The following is a 19,218-nucleotide window of genomic DNA, read 5'->3' on the forward strand; positions in this document are numbered from 1 at the left end:
GTCTCAGGTACTATGTCTCACCGCTGCAGCGAGGCTCTCTTCTCGGCTGCGCAGATCAGGTGTGCCCCCGTTTTCAAGGGGCGTGAAACGGTAGAAATGCAGGACCTCATGGCCAAGAAGCGTCTGGTGTTTGTATATGGGTTGAACATTCTCGCTGCCTTTGCAGTGGTGATGCTCCATGTGTCCCTTGATGTGCTCGCTCCTCAAGGGGGAGGGGATCCAAAGTGGTTCACCTCGTTCTTTTTGCAAGCGGCCTTCATCTTTGCAGTGCCTGTCTTTTTTGCGGTGAGCGGGATGAACCTTCTGGACTATCGATCCAAATACGACACCAAAACGTTCTTCATCAAGCGCGTTAAGCGAGTAGGAGTGGTGCTGCTGTTTGGTAGCGCGGTGTGCTATTTGCTCTACGGCCTTTTTCCTTTGAGCTTTTGGGGTGCAGAAAATGCAACGCTCACCGTCAAAGGCTTTATAAAAGGACTGCTTTCAAACACCATCAACGATACCTACTGGTTTCTATATACCATCATCTACCTCTATATGCTTACCCCTCTCTTGTCCCTTGCAGCTCAACGCAAACATTTACTTGAGTACGTCATGGGATGCTCCCTGTTGGTCTCTGTGTTTATCCCACTGGCAGCAACACTGGGCTTTGACCGCTCTTATTTAGATCCCCTCTTTGGCTGGGCAGCTTTTGCCAATGTGGCCCTTCTCTACTATGTTGGTGGCTTCTATCTTGCCCGTTACCTAAATCGTTCTATACCTTGGTGGGCCATGCTCCTGCTTTATCTGGCAGCGACAGCGGCAATGGCTGCCGTCTCTGCAGGATCTAACGGCTTTATTGGGTTCGATGCAGTTCCCGCCGAGTACAACCCCTATTGGATTTCTATCAACTCTCCCTTCTGCATGGTTCAAGCTGCTGCCGTATTCTTGTGTGCCCAGGCTCTTGAGCCTCGCCTGCAAAGCCTGAAGGAGGGTTCCCAGCGAGTGCTGGCAAAAGTGTCGGGGGCCTCTCTGGGCGTCTATCTCATTCAAATGCCTATCATCAATTGGATTGGCCTTAGGCTCTATTGGCCCCATTATCAATGGCTGCAAAACACGGTCGTGCGAGGCCTTGTGGTCTTTTTCGTGGCACTGGCCGTCTCTTTGATTTGGTGCGAGCTCTGGGGACGCCTTAAACAGGTTGTCCTGAGAAAGGAATAGTTCGTGGTGTCGTTCATCCTTGCATTTCTTTTGGGCCTTTGCTTGCTGGTGGTTCCAGGCTTGCTCCTTTGTGTTGCGAGCGGAGTGGGATATCGCGCAGCCCTCTGTCTTGCCCCGGGACCCTCTGTCTTCTTCTACTTTGTTGTCAGCCTTTTTCTGGGATTTGCCTCTATAGATGGTGTGGCTCCGCTTGCAGCGGGGGTGTTGGGGCTTGCGCTGGTGGTAAGTGCTGCGATCTTCTTGATCAGAAAGGCACACCCATGGAGCGTCGAGATTCAAGAGCCTTCTTTGCCGATAATGGCGCTCTATGCGGTTTTTGGGACCCTGTTGTTCGTAGGGCTATTTCTCAATAATGCTGGCGGCTTTGACTGGTTCTTGCAATATAACGACAACTCTGCCCATCTCACTCGCATAAAGGCCATGGTTGACGGCGCTACGACTTCCCCTGTGCACTCCATGATGTATGGGTCCAACGTGCGTGCAAATCAAGCGCCATTCTCTGACGGCACTTCGGGTGTCTCGGCGTATACAGGCTTTTATCCTGTGGCCTATCACAACCTCGCGGCTCTGATTCTTGCTTCGGGGGTGGCGCCCATCTTGGTGGCTCAAAACGCAGTGAACGCGATCTTTTGCGCAGTGGCCTTCCCTTTGGGAGTCTGCGTGCTTCTCTCTCAAATCAGCAGAAGCGACAAACAGCTCCTGCTATGCGGGTCTGTCACGTGCGGGGCCAGCTATGCTTTTCCGCTGCGAGCGCTGGTGATTCATCAGAACTACCCCAATGTGGTGGCCTTTTGCCTTGTTCCTCTCGTGGTGTGCCTCCTGGTGTCAGCGGTGCACTCCAAGACTGAAGACGGCTCCTTCAAGCTAGAGCTCAATAGGGCGGCGCTGGCGCTCTTCTTTGTTTCTCTGATAGGGCTCGTTGATCTGCATCCCAATGCGGCGATTGCTTGCGGTGTGATAGGCGGCTGCTATGTGATAGGCGGTCTTATCCCTGCGTGGGGAAGAAGTCTCCCTCAAAAACCTTCGTCACTCTTCAAATTCCTCGGCTTAGAGGTTGGTGTGATTGCCCTTTGCTTGGGCGTTTGGGTCGCCTGCCTGCTCTCTCCCGTCTTTGCCGCTACGGTAGGCTTTCTCTGGGAGTGGACGATCCCTGTGTCAGAGGCGCTCAAACAGGTAGCTCTTTTGGGATTGAGGATCGAGGTAGTTCAACCGGTGCTCGCAGCGGTGGTGCTTGTCGGCTTCATCTGGTGCGTTACCCATAAGGGTACAGGATGGATTGCTCTCTCCTACGGAGCGCTAGTCGCAATATTCTTTGCGAATGCGGTTGGAACGGCGGATATCAAGAAGGTGTTTGCGGGCTTCTTCTACACCGATCCAGACAGAACGGCTGCGCTAGTGGGTCTTTGGGCATCGGTGATAGCGGCTTTTGGCCTTTATGCCGTCTATCGTGGCTTTATCAAGGCCATAACTGCAATTCGAGATCGGACCACTGAAAGGGGAGTGCGGAAAACTCTTCTTCCCAAGGTGGCGCTGGTGGTATGCGTTCTTTTTGCGACAGGCAACTACGGGGAAGCCTTTGCCATCAACGAATATCCAAAGGATGAGAACCACATCTATTTGGGCCCTTCGAGAGATCTGCCTGGTGGTGCCTTTGCTTGGCAGGAGAGAGAGTTGCAGTGGGTGTCGGATCCAGACGCTTCAATGTTCTATAACCAAAACGATGCGAAGTTCATGCAACGAGTGAAGCGTATCGCGGGCGCGAAGGATCTGATTCTCAACATCCCTCTCGATGGCTCTATGTATGCTTACCCGGTGGATGGCGTGAATGTCCTCTATAAGCGAGAGATCACCGACGAAGATTCGGCACAGAGCCAGGCCATTCGTTTGCATCTCAATGAATACGCTACAAATCCTCAGGTACAGCAGGCGGTGAAAGACTTGGATGCCAAATACGTGCTCCAACTCTCTGCAAAGGGCCCCTACGGCGCCAACTATGCAGACTACGACCGCAATCGAGTGGGTGACTGGGTGGGCATCGCATCCATAAACCCTGATACCCCAGGCTTCAAGCTGGTCCTCTCTGAGGGCGACATGGCTCTCTATCGCATCGAGCCGCTGCCGGCCGCCACTAAGAGCTAGGGGCAAAAGAGGCGTGCTTCGTTGCGAGTCATGGGCATAGCCTTTGCCCTTTGGCCAACTTGTGGAACTCTTTGGCTTCTCCTCTGCCACCGAATATCTGGCCCCTTTGGGTAGGTAAGCTACATGAGAGCACAGGAGGATCTCTTGTGCCGTTTTTCGAAAGGAGACATCATGGCTGATGTTAAGTTTTGGCGCTGCAACCACTGCGGCAATCTTTTTTACACCATCGTCGATGGGGGCGTGACCCCTCAGTGCTGCGGCGAGCCCATGGAGCTCTTGGTAGCCGATTCCGTGGATGCCGCTACCGAGAAGCACGTGCCTTCGATTGCTTGGGATGGCAACCATATCGAGGTCAACGTAGGCTCTGTAGACCATCCTATGACGCCCGAGCACCTTATTGAGTGGGTGGCTCTGGTGGCCGACAACGGCGATGTCGCCATTAAGCACCTTACTCCCGAGGACGCTCCTCACGTACGTTTCTGCGGCAAGAACCTCGAGCATGGCACTGTGTATGCCTATTGCAACCTCCATGGTCTCTGGAAGGCGGAGGTCTCCAAGTAGTCCGGGAGCCTCTTTTTAAGGTATAGATGGCGCGCTTTTGCATTTAAAGCGGGTAAAGCTGGCGATTTCCTCGCTTTGCCCGCTTTTTTATATAGTTTCACAATCCCTGCATAAAATAGAGGGACGAACAAGCTATCATCTATCCCAGCAGGTTTCTTGCTTAAAGGCTTTGCGGTTAGTGTGTTGATTCGCTGCCTTCGCTAGAATCCTCTTTTCATGTTGCGACGTTTTTTAGATGAATAAACTTATAGTATTTATGCTTTGCCCACTGAGTAGTCGAGGTTCAATGCGGTGGGTTTTCTACTATGAATTTGGGCAGACTCAGCAGCCTTCGAGCGAACGGTCGCGGCTCTTTCCTTCGTACTCTTTGATATGGCAACGTCGATAAGTGAATGGGCCATAGGTTGCCTAACAGTCTAAGCTTCACCAGTTCTTGGTGACAAACATATCTAATAAACAAGATACGAATAATAGATGCCCTTCAGATATAGAAGGTGCCTTTGATGGTCTAATACTGATTATGAAATCAAGTGTGAATATATAATCAAAATGTACCAACATGAACAATAAAATAAGGGGACAACCATAACCGTGAGCGAGATCTTCTCTTACATCTATCAATACATGACGATAGATCAATAAAATACCCCACATACCTGCGGATAGTATTGTGGTGTATCCTATAGGCGACAAGAGGAGGTGGGAGTTGTGAATATCGCATTAGTACAAATTAATGCAACCATGTGCGCCTATGAGGAGACTATAGCGCGTATGCTCTCTGCTGCTTCCACCTTCGAGCGGCAAGGGGCCGATCTCCTAATCTTTCCTGCAACTACCCTTACGGGATTCAACCCTCAATCTCTGCTCAATCAAGAAGGGGTCGAGACAGACATTGCCTTGGTGCTCGACGAGCTGGCAGAGCGCGCCTCTGTGCCCATCCTAGTGCCGTTTCTCTTCGAGAGCTCTGGCCAGCCTGTGCCAGAGGTGGCCTACATCCACGATAAGAAAATCGTTCCTTTGCGTATGGGAGCCAGTGTGGCTTACCTCAAGGCTCATGGACACATGCCAGAGGGTGAGCCTGTGATGCAGTTTGTGCAGCAGGATACAGACTTTGGGGTCGCCCTTGATCTTGAGGGCCTCGCAGCCTATAGTGCCGGCTCAGAGAATGCAGATGTCATCATCTACCTGCCCTTCAGCGGTTTTTGTGCAGACGATGAGGCCACTTCAATGGGCGCAACGTTGGGTGATGGCTTCTATATTGGGGAAGCTACAAAAGCGAACAGCTGGCTGGTGGGAGTTAATTCCATTGGCGCGCAGGACGAGATCGTCTATTCGGGTGGCTCTTTTGTTATTTCCCCCTGGGGGGAAATCGCTGCAGCGCTTCCCAACTTCGAAGAGGCCATGGAGCTTGTGGAAGTTGAGCCTCTGTCAGAAGGGCCGCTTGAGGAACCCTTGGCTCCTGCGCCTTATCAGCGCATGCGCATGATATGGGGCGCACTTACCTTGGCACTCCGTGATTTTGTGGATAAACAAGGGGTGCGCGGGGTGGGCCTCCTGCTTACCGGCGACCTTCTGACCTCAGTGCTTGCTGCGCTCGCAGTAGATGCGCTGGGACCTATGCGCGTATGGGGCCTTCTCGTTCCCTCTGCTGACGAAGATGCGTTAAAAGACGCCCGTCATCTGGCGCGCAACCTTAGGATTCATGCAGAAGAAGTTAATAAGTCGGATTTTAAGCAGGCTGCTGAGCTTATAGACAGCAATCCACTTGCGGTGATCCGGCTCTTGGCTCGGGCCGCTGCTCCTCAGATCTTGGGCCCCGGTTTGCTCATGCTTACTGCAGTCGACAAGACAGCACTGGCTCTTCAGCAAGATCCAGACTGCTATCATGCTGCATCGTTTGCGCCCTTCTCGGATGTCTACCGTACAGATATCTTGGCACTGGCTTCAGACCGCAATGGTAAAAGCCCAGTGATTCCGCGCTCGGTATTGGCTCGCCTTGATGTGCCCCGTGATTTAGTGGCCGACGCGCATGCGCTTTCAGACGCCCGTACGCTCTCAGAGCTGGATTCGGTGCTCTTAAGTGTCATTGAGCGAGGCGAGTCTGTCACCGATGTAGTGCGTGAGGGCGGCAACCTCGAGGAGACCTTGGGTATCTTGAGTGCGGTTGGCAAAGGCGAGCTATCTCGCCGCAATTGCCCCGCAGGCCCCATTATCTCGGAGCGCGCCTTAGTAGAGCGCCGCACTCCGATCGCTATCCATAGAGCATCTAGCACCGCCCATGTGTCTTCGATGCCAGAAGTGGTTGCCGGCCTTTCCACCGCTATGAACAACGCAGATATCATGAGCCTTATGGAGCGCCTCCAAACGCTCGCGGGGGCTTTCGAAGACGCTGCAGATCCCGCGTCTTTGGATCTCCCGCACAATCTCCACAGCTATCTGCAGGATTTTGCCTCATCCGGGGGGTTTTCTACCAACGGGGATGACCTTTGGGGATCAGGCCTCTTTTCCAAAAACTAGATCCAATTGATCCCCAGAAGGTTTGCTGATTGACCTTTGGGGCTTTTGGCTGCAAGTGCCATGAGAGGCAGGCGGCGCGTCTGGGCATCCTGTGTTCCGGTACTGACGGGGTTGTGTGGTAGACTACTGCACCATAGAACGGTTGTTCGGAGGCGTAGTGGTTATTCTTGGTATAGATCCTGGCTTGGCACACACGGGCTGGGGTGTCATAGAAACCAAAGGGTCTCTCTGCCGCGCACGCGCCTATGGGTGCTGCGCTACAGGGACAGAGGAGCCCATGGATGTGCGTTTGCACTCAATCTATAAAGAAATCCGGCAGGTGATAGACCGCTATCACCCTTCTGAGGTAGCCATCGAGCAGATTTTCTTTGGCCAAAACACCAAGAGCGCCATCGCAACCGCCCACGCGCGGGGAGCGGCCCTGGTCGCCTGTGCGTGCGGCGGGTGCACGGTAGGGGAGTACACTCCTATGCAAATCAAAAAAGCTGTAGCCGGTACTGGTGCCGCAGACAAGCATCAGGTCACTACTATGACGCGCATTCTTTTGGCGCTCGATCATGACCCTAAGCCAGATCACTGTGCCGACGCCTTGGCCGCCGCAGTGTGCCATGCCCATACTGTGCAAAACGACCGCAGGGCACAACGGGCTCACGAGGCAGTAGTAGGTTTTCAGCGCTATCCTGGGGAAGCTCTCGAGAGGAGCATGTAAATGATTGCACGGCTCTGCGGAACGCTGGTGGAGGCGAGCCCGGAGGTTCCCTCTCTTATCGTTCTGGATGTGGCGGGTGTGGGCTACGAGTTATTGGTATCGCGCACCACGCTTTCAGATCTTCCGGTACAAGGCAGCTCGGGGGTCACCTTGTACGTGCGCATGCGCGTCACAGAGAATGCAGTGACTCTTTACGGCTTCTCTGGCAAGGAAGAGCGCATTGTATTTGACAAACTGATATCCATCGCCAAGGTAGGCCCCGCATTGGCGCTTAAGATCCTCTCGAGTTTTTCGCCAAAGCAACTCGCGGCGGTAGTGGCCGCCCAAGACGTGAATATGCTTACTTCGGTGCCTGGGGTTGGCAAGAAGTCTGCCACACGGTTGTTGCCAGAGCTGCTCGATCTTTTTGCCAAGGATGCGGAGCTTAAAATGCTCATGCAAGCTGCCCCCTTGCCCATAGGTGCAGTTGCTCCCACTGCGGCAGATGCAGGCCAAGGTTCGGCCGTGGTGGCACAGGCTCGCCAGGCGCTGCTGGGTATGGGGCTTACCCCGCAAGAAGCAGATGTAGTGTTCGAAGGCTTGCCTCAAGACGCGACTTTTGAAGAGGCGGTTCGCTATGGCCTCAAACGAGTGGGGGGTGGGCTGTAATGTGGGAGGCAGACGCCGACTCGGATCTCTTTGCAGGCAGTGCTCACAATCGCATTACAGGCCAGCGCAGAAGCGTTTCGGCTGAGCTTGCGCCAGAAGATGTGGATATCGACCGCAGCCTGCGTCCCCAAACCTTAGAAGATTACTGTGGCCAAAGCCGCATCAAGGAGAACCTTCGTGTGCTCATCGACGCTGCGAGATCTCGTGGTGAGGTGTTAGACCATGTGCTTTTCTCCGGCCCTCCAGGCTTAGGCAAAACCACGTTGGCCGCCATTGTGGCCAACGAAATGGGCGGTGCTCTGCACACTACTTCCGGTCCTGCTATCACTAGGCCGGTCGAGCTTTCTGCCACGCTTACCAATCTGAGCGAAGGCGATGTTCTTTTCATCGACGAGATCCATCGTCTCAGTCATAACGTGGAAGAGATTCTCTATTCGGCTATGGAGGATTTCTATCTGGACATTATGATTGGCGATGGCCCCGGCGCCCGGTCTATGCGCTTTGAGATTCCGCCCTTTACGTTGGTGGGAGCCACTACGCGCACAGGCCTTCTCACTGGCCCTCTGCGCGATCGCTTTGGCATTTCTTACCGACTCGATTACTACACAAACGCAGAGTTGGCACAGATCGTCAACCGTTCAGCAGGCATCCTAGGAGTGAATATCGACATGCAGGGGGCAGCGGAGATCGCCAGTCGCAGTCGAGGTACCCCTCGTTTGGCCAACCGTCTGCTCAAGCGCGTGCGAGACTACGCTCAAGTGCGCGCCTCTGGGGAGATCACTTGGGATGTCGCTGCCGACGCCCTTTCGTTCTTCGAGATTGACGAGTTGGGGCTCGATTGGATGGATAGCAAGATACTGTCCACTCTTTGCGAGACGTTCCGGGGCCGTCCCGTTGGTCTTTCCACAATTGCAAGCGCAGTGGGCGAGGATGCCTCTACACTGGAGGAAGTCTATGAGCCTTTTCTGCTCCAGCATGGCCTCATGACCCGCACCCCTCAAGGGCGCCAAGCCACTCTGGCGGCCTTTGAGCATATGGGTATAACTCCGCCTACCAACTAGACTCCTTGTGGTTTTCCAATCGCCTTCTCCTTAAGGAGCGCCCTATGCTTCAGCGTGACTATCTTTCTAAGCTCATTGAGTCTTTCACCAAGCAGATGGAGGTGTATCTCAAAGACGCGGTCATCTTGCGCAAAACCGAGTCCATTGGCGAAGTGGAGGAGGCATTGGGAGAGCTTTTAGAACTCGATCCCGATATGCTTTTGTCGCTCTCTCCAGATTCCCTGGTCACCATGATTGCCTTAGGAGGCAATGGGGACGCCTTGGGAGACTCGGTGGCTTATGTCTTGGCGCGTCTGGGGGATGCGGAGGCGCAGAGGGGCGACAAGGAAACCGCCGCTCTTAGGCGCCAGCAAGCTCGTGCAGTGGCATTGGGCTTTGGTTTCAACAATCAAATCGTGCCTGAGCAATTTAAGGATTTGGACAAAGAGATTCAAGACGCTCGCGCCCAAGGCCGCTTCATCTAAGGGCGGCCGGAGTCCTGTAGGTTGTTGGCTCCCATCCATTAAAATAACCTGAGTAATAGGTGCCAATGGGGGGGGATCTTCCATTGGCGTGCTGGTGTTCTGTCGAGCTAACCTGTGCGAGATAGGAGCGTTATGCTGTCAGATATCGAAATCGCTCAAGCTGCAAAGACCGAGCCTATTGCCGCTGTCGCAGACAAGCTGGGCATCCCCGAGAGGGATTGGATTCCCTATGGACGCGATAAGGCGAAGGTGGACTATTCGGTTTTAAAGCAGGATCCGGGTCACCAGGCCAAGCTGGTGTTGGTTACCGCCATCAACCCCACCCCTGCAGGGGAAGGCAAGACCACCACCACTATCGGTTTGGCAGATGCGCTGCGTCAGTGCGGGAGCAATGCGGTGGTTGCCCTTCGCGAGCCTTCCCTAGGTCCTGTATTTGGCATTAAGGGCGGGGCTGCTGGCGGCGGCTATGCTCAGGTGGTGCCCATGGAGGATATCAATCTTCATTTTACTGGAGACTTTCACGCCATTGGCACCGCCAACAATCTGTTGGCTGCCATGGTGGACAACCATATCAAGCAAGGCAATGAGCTGGGCCTCGATCCTCGCCGCATCACCTGGAAGCGCTGCGTGGATATGAACGACCGCCAGCTGCGCAACGTGGTGGATGGCCTTGGTGGCGTGGCCGATGGTATGCCGCGTCAAGACGGCTTTGACATTACGGTGGCTTCCGAGGTTATGGCAGTGCTCTGCCTGTCTTCTTCCATCCGCGACCTCAAAGAGCGCCTGTCTCGCATTGTGGTTGGTTATACCTTCGACAGGAAGCCTGTGACCGCAGGCGACCTTCATGCTCAGGGAGCCATGGCTGCCCTGCTCAAAGATGCGCTGATGCCCAATTTGGTGCAGACCCTTGAAGGCACTCCCGCCTTTGTGCATGGCGGCCCCTTCGCGAATATCGCCCACGGCTGCAACTCTGTGATGGCCACGCGTATGGCCATGCATTATGGAGACATCGCCCTTACCGAAGCTGGCTTTGGAGCCGATCTAGGCGCGGAGAAGTTCTTGGACATCACCTGCCGCATGGGTGGCTTCAAGCCCGATGCGGTAGTGGTGGTGGCCACGGTTCGTGCTCTCAAATACAACGGCGGCGTGCCCAAGGACCAGTTGGGCGAGGAGAACCTGGATGCGCTGGCAGCAGGCATCCCCAACCTTTCCCGCCACGTCTCCAACATGACGGACGTCTATGGCCTGCCCTGCGTGGTTGCCATCAATCGCTTCCCCACAGATACCGAGGCAGAACTTGCGCTGGTGGCCGATACTCTCAAGGCCCAGGGCGTCAACGTACGCCTTTCGGAGGTGTGGGCCAAGGGCGGGGCTGGCGGCAAGGAGCTGGCGCAAGAGGTGCTTCGCCTGGTGGATGAGCCCAACCATTTCGATTTTTGCTACGCCACGGGCACTCCGGTCAAGAGCGCTATCGAGGCAGTGGCCAAACGCATCTACCGCGCAGACGGCGTCGATTTCACGCCTGGGGCCACTCGTCAGTTGGCAGAGCTGGAGAAAAACGGTTTTGGTTCTCTGCCGGTTTGCATCGCCAAGACCCAGTATTCTTTCACTGACGATCAGACCAAGCTTGGCGCCCCAGAGCACTTCCGTATCACCGTGCGCGAGGTCAAGGTGGATGCCGGTGCTGGTTTTGTGGTGGCGCTCACAGGTGCCATCATGACTATGCCGGGTCTTCCCAAGCGTCCTGCAGCCGAGAAAATCGACGTTACCGACGAGGGAGTCATTCTCGGCCTTTTCTAGGGCGTTACGAGAAGAGCCTTTAGCGAAAGCTCTGGTGCCAATACATCGATAGATGTGGCATTATCATTATCAGGAGATTTTCAGTGAAGATCTCGTAGGGAGATGCGCCTCTCCGGCAAAAGTTGAAGGGTTTTTAAGGTGTCAGAGATCGCTGCAGTATCCGTGTAGCTGCAGGTGTCTGAGCCAAAAGAGCCGTTTTTCTTTCCAAAGGCGTCGTTGGTGGCCAGATTGGTAGCCAAGGAGGCGAGCCAATCAGGTACACTAGCTCTTGCTGTGCTGAGAGGAGCTCTCGGCCAGTGTTGTACAAGCGCGCCACCCAGCGCGCACCAGCGTCGCCTCCAGGAGGCGACAGATAGAAAGGCACGTCATGGCTCAGGGTACTGTTAAGTGGTTTAATCCGGACAAGGGCTACGGTTTCATCTCTCGTGAGGACGGCGACGATCTGTTCGTGCACTACTCCGAGATTCAGATGGACGGCTTCAAGACCCTCGACGAGGGCCAGGTCGTCGAGTTTGACATCACCACCGGTCAGAACGGCAAGCTCCAGGCTTCCAACGTTCACAAGCTCTAATCCGGCACTCGCCTGATAGACACCCAAGGCCCGCATCTCATGGAGAGGCGGGCCTTTTTTCTGGTCAGGCGGGGTGTCGAAGCCCCCATGCTTACATTTCAGTGGATGGGCGAGTCCGGCTTTCTCCCCAAGATGGGTATAGGCAAGTAAGTAAAAAAGGGACTTACTTGTGAGGAAAGCCGAGGTGCAACCATGGTCATTGCTTTCGTAATGGACTCTCTGGGCGTCCATTCGAACGGAACGAGTGTGACTGCGCTGCGCTATGCTCAGGCGCTTCGCCAGGCGGGCCACGAAGTGCGACTGGTAGGCTGCGAGGCATCCGGGCAAGATGCCTATCCTGTGCCAGAGCACAAGATACCTCTGGTCTCCGCCGTCGCCAAGCATAACGGCTTTACCTTCGCCTCCCCCAATGACGAGGTCTTTGACAGCGCCTTTTGGGATGCCGACATCGTGCATCTCTTCTTGCCTTTCGCCCTAGAGCAGCAGGCATTGGCTTGGGCGCGCTCCCATGAGGTGCCTGTCTCGGCGGCCTTCCACCTCCAACCCCAAAACGTGACCTATAACGCGGGTATTGGAGCTGCGCCTTTGGTGTGCGATGGCGTCTTTAGGCTCTTTCGCCGCTGGGTGTACGGTCAGGTGCGCCACATCCATTGCCCTAGCCACATGATTGCCCGGCAGCTCAAAGACCATCACTATGAAGCTCGGCTCTCGGTGATCTCCAACGGCGTGCCTCAAGAGTTCCAGCCATTGCCTGACAGCGTGATCAACGGCCCCTACGAGCCCATCGCCCAAGTGGCCGACGGCGCCGGCGCTGCAAGCCAATCGCTGCTGTTTAAAAAGCCGGAAGGGCTCATTCCGCTTGTGACTGTGGGCCGTTTGGCTCCCGAGAAAAACCAGCGCACCATCATTGAGGCCGTGGGGAGGTCCCGTTACCGCGATCAGGTGGAGCTTTATGTCTGCGGTGCGGGTCCTGAAAGGAGACGGCTGGAGTCGCTGGCTCAAAAGGAGGGCGTGCGCTGCCACTTTGTCTTTCTTGACCACGATGCCCTCATCGCGCTGGAGCATCGCTGCCCTCTCTACCTCCATGCGTCGGTCGCAGATATCGAGGCCATATCAGTGATCGAGGCAGTGGCTGCAGGGTGCATCCCTATTATCGGCGAGGCTCCCTTGAGCGCTCCCTCAGAGTTTGCCCTATGCCCTCAGAGCCTCTTTCCCGCTAAAGATGCCTCGGCATTGGCAGCGCGCATAGACAGTTGGTTGAGCCAACCCGAGGCCATGGCTGCCTGGCGCCCCGCCTATCTCAAAGAGGCGGATAGTCTGCGCTTGCCAAAAGTGATCCAAGAGTTCCTTGCTATGGAGGAGCATGCGATCTTTGATGATTTGTCGGCCTACGGCAAGGTGCCCATCAGCATGGTGGTGCCCAATACCTTTGTACGCGAGGCTCCAGCACATGAGGAGGTTTCCTAAGGTTATGGGTCCGCTTGTCAAAGCCCGGCCTTTTGGCATCTTCTCGCGCCCTAACCCCATAAAGAGGTTGACGGCGACCCTCAAAGCGCGGCGCGCCAAGGCCCTCTACCAAGAGCCTACCTCTCAACGCGCAGCCGCAGACCGTCGCTTTTATCGGCTGGTGCTGCCCATAGTAAGGCTCCACTGCAAGCTTTGGTTTGGGCTCAGGGTTACCTCGGAAGTTGCCGATAAGAGCCTCCTCAAAGGATGCATCCTTTGCATCAATCATGTAAGTCTGCTGGATGCCCCTATGGTGGCCATCGCGCTGTGGCCTCATCAGGTGCACTTTTTGACATTGCCAGAAAATGGCATGGCGCCCGTCTATGGGCCGTTGGTGGCGCACTTGGGCTCAGTGTTTACTGGGGAGACGCTGAGCGAGACCCGGTTGATGTTCAGGCGCGCCCAAGAGGTGCTAGGGGCGGGCGACCTGCTGGCCATCTACCCCTCAGGGGATTTGGAGCCCTATCATCCGGGCTTGTTGCCTTTTAAAACAGGAGCCTTTCGCCTGGCGGCCATGACCAAAGCCCCGCTGGTGCCGGTGGTGTTAAAGCAGCAAACGCGCTTTTGCATCAACAGGCTTTTGGGGCGCCCGGCCTTCGAGGTGCACATTGGCGAACCTGTTGCGGTGCCTCACGGACGGCTTTCCAAAGAGGCGGTGGAGGTGCTGGAGCAGCAGGTGCGCACTGCGATGGAATCGGCGTTATCGGGCCAGGACGCTCCCCAGATAGGCGGCGCCCAGGCCCAAGACGCAAGAAAGTATCAGGTAGATGAGGCCTAGGTAGGGCTTGTCTCCCTCTAGCAGCTGCAGAGCCTCGACGCTGAAGGTAGAGAAGGTGGTGAAGCCGCCGCAGAGGCCCACGCGCAGCATGAGGGAGAGTTGCTCGTTGCCAAGCGCCCCTTTGAGCGTCCAGGTGGTAAGGGCGGCAAGCGCAAAGGAGCCCGCTGTGTTGATGAGGAGCGTGGGAAGGCCCAAGGGAGCGGAGGGAGCCAGCGAAGAGCAAAGGTAGCGCAGGATAGAGCCTACAAAGCCGCCAATTCCTACCACCATGCAACTGACAAGCACAATTCCTTCTTTCTGCGGGGTTCTGCGACTCGAAAAACGGGGAGCGCGAGGCAAGGGTTTCTCGGTCAGGGGCAACAAGCGTCAGAGGAGCTGGTCCCAGTGAGAGAGGGTGAGGTGGGCGGCCTGGCGCACCTCAGACTGGTGCTGCTCGGGATCTTCGTTGAGGACGCCTACGGCAGTGAAGCCAGCAGAGGAGGCCACCTGCAAGCCCTGGGGAATGTCTTCGAAGACTACGGTGGACGCCGGAGAGATGTTGAGCCTGCGGGCGGCAGCCTCGTAGATGTCGGGGAAGCGCTTGTCTCGGGCGACGTCGCAGCCGTAGAGGCGGGCATCGAAGAGGCTCTCGAAATCGATAAGGTGCGCCAGCGAAGAGAGCACCTCGGGATCGTTGGTGGTAGCCAGGGCTATGGGCACGCCGGCGGCTTTGAGGGCATGCAGGTAGTCTAGCGCGCCGGGAAGCAGGGAGACTTGGGTTTTGTAGAGCCTTTGGCCCAGGGCATTCCACTGGTCGCAGACCTCCTGGGGAGTCTCCTTAAGGCGAAAGGTCTCAACCACCCAGCGAGCCCCTTCAATAAAGCTTCGTCCGGCCATCTGCTTGGAGAAGTCAGTGGGGCGCTCAAAGCCGTGTTGGGCCAAGAAGAGGTCGTCGACCTGGTGCCATACGTTCCATGAATTGGCCAAGGTCCCATCAAAGTCAAAGATGGCGCCGTCAAAGGCGAAGGAGCTGGGGCGCAGGCCGTCCAGGGACAGAGGGCGGGGTTTCTCGGCAGCGGCGGGCCTCAAAGGAGCCAGCCTATGAGAAGCGGAGCGAGCGGTAGCCTGGGAGCGGGGAGTGAGATTCATCGTTATGCACATTGCCTTCTGCCGATGGGAAGATGCTGAAGGCAGTATACAAAAGCTTCAGGGAGCTGTGGGAAGGCTATGGTAGAAGGGATATGTGGTGATCGGATGCGTGCCCTGAGAAGAGGCGGGCCGATCTTTGAAATGGAAGGATTGGTATGGAGAAGATCTCTGTCACCAAAGAAGAGCTTGAGGCCTATGTCGAGCGCGTATGGCCCGAGGTGCTCGCAGACATTGCGACGCTGGTGTCCATCGACTCGGTAGAGGATCTGAATGCGGCGGCTCCTGGCGCCCCCTGGGGCCCTGGTCCTAAGGCAGCTCTGGACGCCACGCTCAACATCGCTGAGCGCCTGGGCATGGAGCCTCACGATTGCGACGGCTACATTGGCTATGCCGATCTGCCGGGCGACTCTCAAAAGCAAGTGGCCGTCATTGGCCACGTGGACATTGTGCCCGTGGGCGTGGGCTGGGACACCGATCCTTTCACCATGGTGAGAAAGGACGGCTACCTGCTGGGCCGCGGCACGTTGGATGATAAGGGACCGCTGGTGCTTGCCCTTTGGGCTGCCCACTTCTTTGCAGAGCGCGGCCAAAAGATGCCCTATACCATCCGTTGTATCGTGGGCGCCAACGAGGAGACCGGTCTAGGCGACGTCGACTACTACAACGAGCACTTTGAGCAGCCGGCCTTCCTGTTCACCCCCGATGCCGAGTTCCCCGTATGCTGCGGCGAGAAGGGGGGCTTCTCCGCCACCTTCACTTCTGAGCCTGTGGCCGGTGGCACCATCGTCGAGCTGGACGGCGGCACGGCAGGCAACGCCATCCCTGCGCTGGCCACTGCAGTGATCCGCGCCTCTGTGGCGGATCTGCCCGCAGCAGACAACATCGATATCGAGGATGCTGGTGACGGCCTGGTAAAACTCACGGCTCACGGCATTGGCGGTCATGCCTCGCTGCCCGAGGGCACCCGCAACGCCATCGGCATGCTCGTCGACTATCTTTGGGATAACGGCCTTTACAGCCCCGACCAGGCGCCTTTTATGGAGCTGGAGCGCCTCATCATGGGCTCCACAGACGGCTCCACGCTGGACATCGCCGCTACCGACGACGTGTTTGAGCCCCTCACCTGCATTGGTGGCACCGTGCGCACTCAAGACGGCAGCTTCGTGCAGACCATCGATTCCCGCTTCCCCAAGTCCATCACTGGCGAGGAAATCGAGGCTCGCGTGCGTCCTTTGGGCGAGCGCTACGGCTGCAAGCTCACCGTGGACCTCATGCTCCCACCCTTCTATGTGGACCCCTCGAGCCCTGAGATCCAGACGCTCATTCAAACCTACAACGACCACACCGGAAAGAACGAGAAGCCCTTCACCATTGGCGGCGGCACCTATGCCCGCGAATTCAAGAACGCGGCCTCCTTTGGCCCCGAGGAGCGCGGCGTGCCTACCCCTGACTGGGTGGGGCCCATGCACGGCGCCAATGAGGGCGTGTCCGAGCAGCTGCTCCGTGATTCCATGGCCATCTACATCGATGCTATCGCACGCCTCATGAACCTGGATCTGGACTAATCGCTTAACCCTTGGGCTAAGGCTTATGTCGTGCGTCTAAAGGCGCCAAGTGACCGCCAGAGCTGCAGGAGCTTGCCTCTCAGGACAAGCTCCTGCAGTTTTTTGCTGTCCAAAAGCGTGCGAGACGGAGTGCCAACGGGAGCGGCGGCACGCGTGTCCTTCGAGCCGCACCCAGGCTCGCTACACCAGCGACTTCACCATGGAGACCATGGTGCGATCTTGGCGCATAAGGCCCAAAAGGCCTGCCAGGTCGCGGCCCACACAAAAGAGGCCAGCGTCCACCGCAGCCTCTGCGCCATGGGCAACGGCGGCGTCTACCTGGGGTGTAGGGGCGAGAGGAATGCCCGCGGACTCCAAGATCTCCTCGTCGGCGAGGCTGGGGGCATCTGAGCCATCCCTAGGGTCTGGCGCAGCAGCGTCCCCGGACGCCGAGAAGGACGTGCCTTGGGCAACGGCAGCCGCTGGGTAGTCCCCGACACTTTGTGCATGGGGTACATGGGCAGGGAGTTTTTCCAGGTTGGACAAGCGCACCTGTGCTTCGCCGGATACGGTGACTCCCAGATGGGCAGCCTTTTTGAGGGCTGCTCGCGCCTGCTGTGTGGCGCCAATGTCTGCCAAAAGCGAGCCAAGGCTCAAGTAGAGGGCACCGATGGCCTCGGGGTCATGGGCCCAGAGGAGCGCAGAGCACAGGGTAGTCTTGGCGGCCTTTTGATCGCCGGTCATCCTCAAGATGCGAGCCAGACGCAGCGACGCAGTGGCATAGAGAGGGGCGATGCCTACGGCGCGCAGACCCCAAGCAAGCGCCTGATCGAAGTCTTTAAGGCGGATAGCCAGGCGGGTGAGGATGCTCAATGCTTGGAAGGAGAGGTTGGAGACCAGGTGCACCTGGCGTTCGTCTGAGATGAGGCAGTTGTAGAGCTGGCGCTCTGCGTAGGTGCTAAACCAGCGATAGCACTCATTGGCAGTATCTGGCTGATTGAGGTCGCCCCGGGCCAGCAGCTGCCCATAGATGGCGTCTTTGAGCTGCTTGAGGCGGTTGGGGCTGGCGTCAGGGGTGCAGAGCAGGCGGTGGGCCTCTCTGAGGAGCGGGGCGATGGTGTCGACGCCCATGAAGGCTTCCATCAGGGCATCAGGATCGTCGCCATCGAGCGTGCCGTCGATCAGGGACTGCACCACATGCTCGCCTGCCTGGCAAAACAGATCGTCAGAGCTTTTGTGGATAGCCGCAAGGATCACATGGACGTCGTGGGCGCAGGAGCCGGTGAGCTGCCTGCACAGAGTCTCTGCCTCAAGCTCGCGAGCGGGGTCGCTGGAACAAGCAAGGTCCGCTTCACAGGAAGTGCCGAGCCCTTGGGCTTGTGAGCCTTCTAGGGGCGATGATGCTTGTAGGGGAGCCCGCTGACAATCTTTGGGACTCAGGGCCGGATGGGCTAAGGAGAAGGTGGCGGCAATGGGGGCCAGGCTCTTATCGGCAGCCAAATGGACGGCATTCCAGCCCGCGAGGACCTCGCGGGCATCGCAGTTGTCCAAATCGACGGCATCAAATGCGGCCCTGTCTATCTTTGCTGAGAGCAGGCAGGGGCATGCGGGGTCGGCAGGGTTTCTGGCCTCCACCCACACCTGGGAGATGTCGGAGGATATCGAGAATCCCAAGGCGCAGAGCGCCAGTGCCAGACTGCAGCTCACCTGGGCGGCGTAGCTGGCGCGCTCGGGAAACGTGGCTACCTCGCCGGTGGGGGTAAGGCGTCGGGGAACAAGCTCTGGGTCTGGGGCAGTGAAGGAGAAGGCCATGAGGCCTTGGGCGCGATTGAGGCGAAAGTCTGGGTCTGTGCGAAAAGAGATGGGCAGCGAGGTGAGCATCTGTGCCACAGAGGAGCGGCACTGCCACTCGCTTTGAGGGGTCCTGGCAGGATGCAGATCCGGCGCCAGGGTGCTTGCCAGATGGCAGTCCATCTGAGTGGCCACCTCATAGAAGAACGCGGGGTCAGAGACGCCCTGGAACATCGCCACGCGAAAAGCCCAGACGCTGCGGATGAGCGCGGTCTCTACCCTGCGCACCCCCTTGACGGTGGCGGGAGTGACCCGCCCTTGGATGTCTAAGCAAGGCAAGTGGGAGATGCGGTTCCAAGAAGCCCATACAGGAGCGTCGTCAGGCAGCTCATAGAGCCCGGCGTCTTTAAGGGACTCGCAAAAGAAGTGGGCCACTGGATCTTGGGCGGCGCTGGCGCAAAGGCTGTGAACCTGGGCCTTGAGGGACTCAATGGGATAGATGTCTGCCACCAGACGCTGAGCCGCGCGCTCAGCGTTGAAGAGGCTGGGCGACGTAGCGCGCAGGGAACCGGCGTCCTCTCGGGCGTCGTGGGAATTTACGGGCATCGATACCATGTGCGCACCCTTTCGTGGCTGGTATCTCTACTATTCCCCTAATTTTCCTCAATTTCGTTAAGGATGCTTTGAGCTATGCCAATTCCTTGTGTGGCTTTTGTCCAGCTTTTTTCCCTGCATATCACAAAATTATGCAAAAGGGTGCATAGAAGATGAAATAGTGATGCTCTAAAAGACCCCGAGCCT

16 protein-coding genes are annotated in these 19,218 nt (G+C 56.9%); 13 read left to right on the forward strand and 3 right to left on the reverse strand.

Annotation, left to right across the window (positions count from 1 at the left end; all coding sequences use genetic code 11):
- The first annotated feature begins 108 nt into the window (after positions 1-108).
- The 12 genes from E5334_RS02910 to E5334_RS02965 all read left to right on the forward strand — a co-directional run bounded on the left by E5334_RS02910 (position 109) and on the right by E5334_RS02965 (position 13,954).
- Positions 109-1,200, forward strand: a complete 1,092-nt coding sequence (locus E5334_RS02910; RefSeq protein ID WP_167604273.1) for an acyltransferase — start codon at positions 109-111, stop codon at positions 1,198-1,200.
- Between the two features lie 48 nt (positions 1,201-1,248).
- On the forward strand, positions 1,249-3,339 hold the full coding sequence (locus E5334_RS02915; RefSeq protein ID WP_338041723.1) for a DUF6541 family protein: 2,091 nt from the start codon (positions 1,249-1,251) through the stop codon (positions 3,337-3,339).
- A gap of 171 nt (positions 3,340-3,510) precedes the next feature.
- Entirely contained in the window at positions 3,511-3,900 is a 390-nt protein-coding gene (locus E5334_RS02920; protein WP_136012090.1) for a desulfoferrodoxin family protein, read from the forward strand.
- 708 nt (positions 3,901-4,608) lie between these two features.
- Entirely contained in the window at positions 4,609-6,417 is a 1,809-nt protein-coding gene (locus E5334_RS02925) for a nitrilase-related carbon-nitrogen hydrolase (protein ID WP_136012091.1), read from the forward strand.
- 157 nt (positions 6,418-6,574) lie between these two features.
- A complete protein-coding gene (ruvC, locus tag E5334_RS02930; RefSeq protein WP_136012092.1) occupies positions 6,575-7,126 on the forward strand; it encodes a crossover junction endodeoxyribonuclease RuvC in 552 nt (183 codons plus the stop codon).
- Complete coding sequence (ruvA, locus tag E5334_RS02935) at positions 7,127-7,774, forward strand: Holliday junction branch migration protein RuvA (RefSeq protein ID WP_136012093.1); 648 nt, start codon at positions 7,127-7,129, stop codon at positions 7,772-7,774.
- On the forward strand, positions 7,774-8,835 hold the full coding sequence (gene ruvB / locus E5334_RS02940; protein ID WP_136012094.1) for a Holliday junction branch migration DNA helicase RuvB: 1,062 nt from the start codon (positions 7,774-7,776) through the stop codon (positions 8,833-8,835). The genes ruvA and ruvB overlap by 1 nt, the downstream gene beginning before the upstream one ends.
- Positions 8,836-8,879: 44 nt before the next feature.
- Positions 8,880-9,299 carry a hypothetical protein gene (locus tag E5334_RS02945; protein ID WP_136012095.1) on the forward strand — a complete coding sequence of 140 codons (420 nt, stop codon included), beginning with the start codon at positions 8,880-8,882 and terminating at the stop codon, positions 9,297-9,299.
- A gap of 132 nt (positions 9,300-9,431) precedes the next feature.
- Complete coding sequence (locus E5334_RS02950; protein ID WP_136012096.1) at positions 9,432-11,099, forward strand: formate--tetrahydrofolate ligase; 1,668 nt, start codon at positions 9,432-9,434, stop codon at positions 11,097-11,099.
- Between the two features lie 367 nt (positions 11,100-11,466).
- A complete protein-coding gene (locus E5334_RS02955) occupies positions 11,467-11,670 on the forward strand; it encodes a cold-shock protein (protein WP_136012097.1) in 204 nt (67 codons plus the stop codon).
- Positions 11,671-11,862: 192 nt separating this feature from the next.
- On the forward strand, positions 11,863-13,137 hold the full coding sequence (locus E5334_RS02960) for a glycosyltransferase (RefSeq protein ID WP_136012098.1): 1,275 nt from the start codon (positions 11,863-11,865) through the stop codon (positions 13,135-13,137).
- A 4-nt stretch (positions 13,138-13,141) separates the two neighbouring features.
- Positions 13,142-13,954, forward strand: a complete 813-nt coding sequence (locus E5334_RS02965; protein WP_167604274.1) for a lysophospholipid acyltransferase family protein — start codon at positions 13,142-13,144, stop codon at positions 13,952-13,954.
- Here the strand turns inward: E5334_RS02965 and E5334_RS02970 are convergent.
- Together E5334_RS02970 and E5334_RS02975 are read right to left on the reverse strand one after the other, a co-directional pair.
- The gene (locus tag E5334_RS02970) at positions 13,877-14,239 is read right to left on the reverse strand and encodes a fluoride efflux transporter FluC (RefSeq protein ID WP_136012100.1); all 363 of its coding nucleotides are present in this window, start codon (positions 14,237-14,239) and stop codon (positions 13,877-13,879) included. The two genes, E5334_RS02965 and E5334_RS02970, sit on opposite strands and share 78 nt — an antisense overlap.
- Before the next feature lie 81 nt (positions 14,240-14,320).
- Positions 14,321-15,082, reverse strand: coding sequence for an HAD family hydrolase (locus E5334_RS02975; RefSeq protein ID WP_167604275.1), 762 nt, complete (start codon positions 15,080-15,082; stop codon positions 14,321-14,323).
- Positions 15,083-15,237: 155 nt separating this feature from the next.
- Between E5334_RS02975 and E5334_RS02980 the strand changes: the two genes are divergently transcribed.
- Positions 15,238-16,647 carry a Sapep family Mn(2+)-dependent dipeptidase gene (locus E5334_RS02980; protein ID WP_136012102.1) on the forward strand — a complete coding sequence of 470 codons (1,410 nt, stop codon included), beginning with the start codon at positions 15,238-15,240 and terminating at the stop codon, positions 16,645-16,647.
- A gap of 180 nt (positions 16,648-16,827) precedes the next feature.
- Here the strand turns inward: E5334_RS02980 and E5334_RS02985 are convergent, their stop codons facing one another.
- Complete coding sequence (locus E5334_RS02985; RefSeq protein ID WP_136012103.1) at positions 16,828-19,032, reverse strand: tetratricopeptide repeat protein; 2,205 nt, start codon at positions 19,030-19,032, stop codon at positions 16,828-16,830.
- Positions 19,033-19,218 lie beyond the last annotated feature (186 nt).

The sequence above is a fragment of the Muricaecibacterium torontonense genome (assembly GCF_004793925.1).
In the GTDB taxonomy this organism is placed as follows: domain Bacteria; phylum Actinomycetota; class Coriobacteriia; order Coriobacteriales; family Atopobiaceae; genus Leptogranulimonas; species Leptogranulimonas caecicola.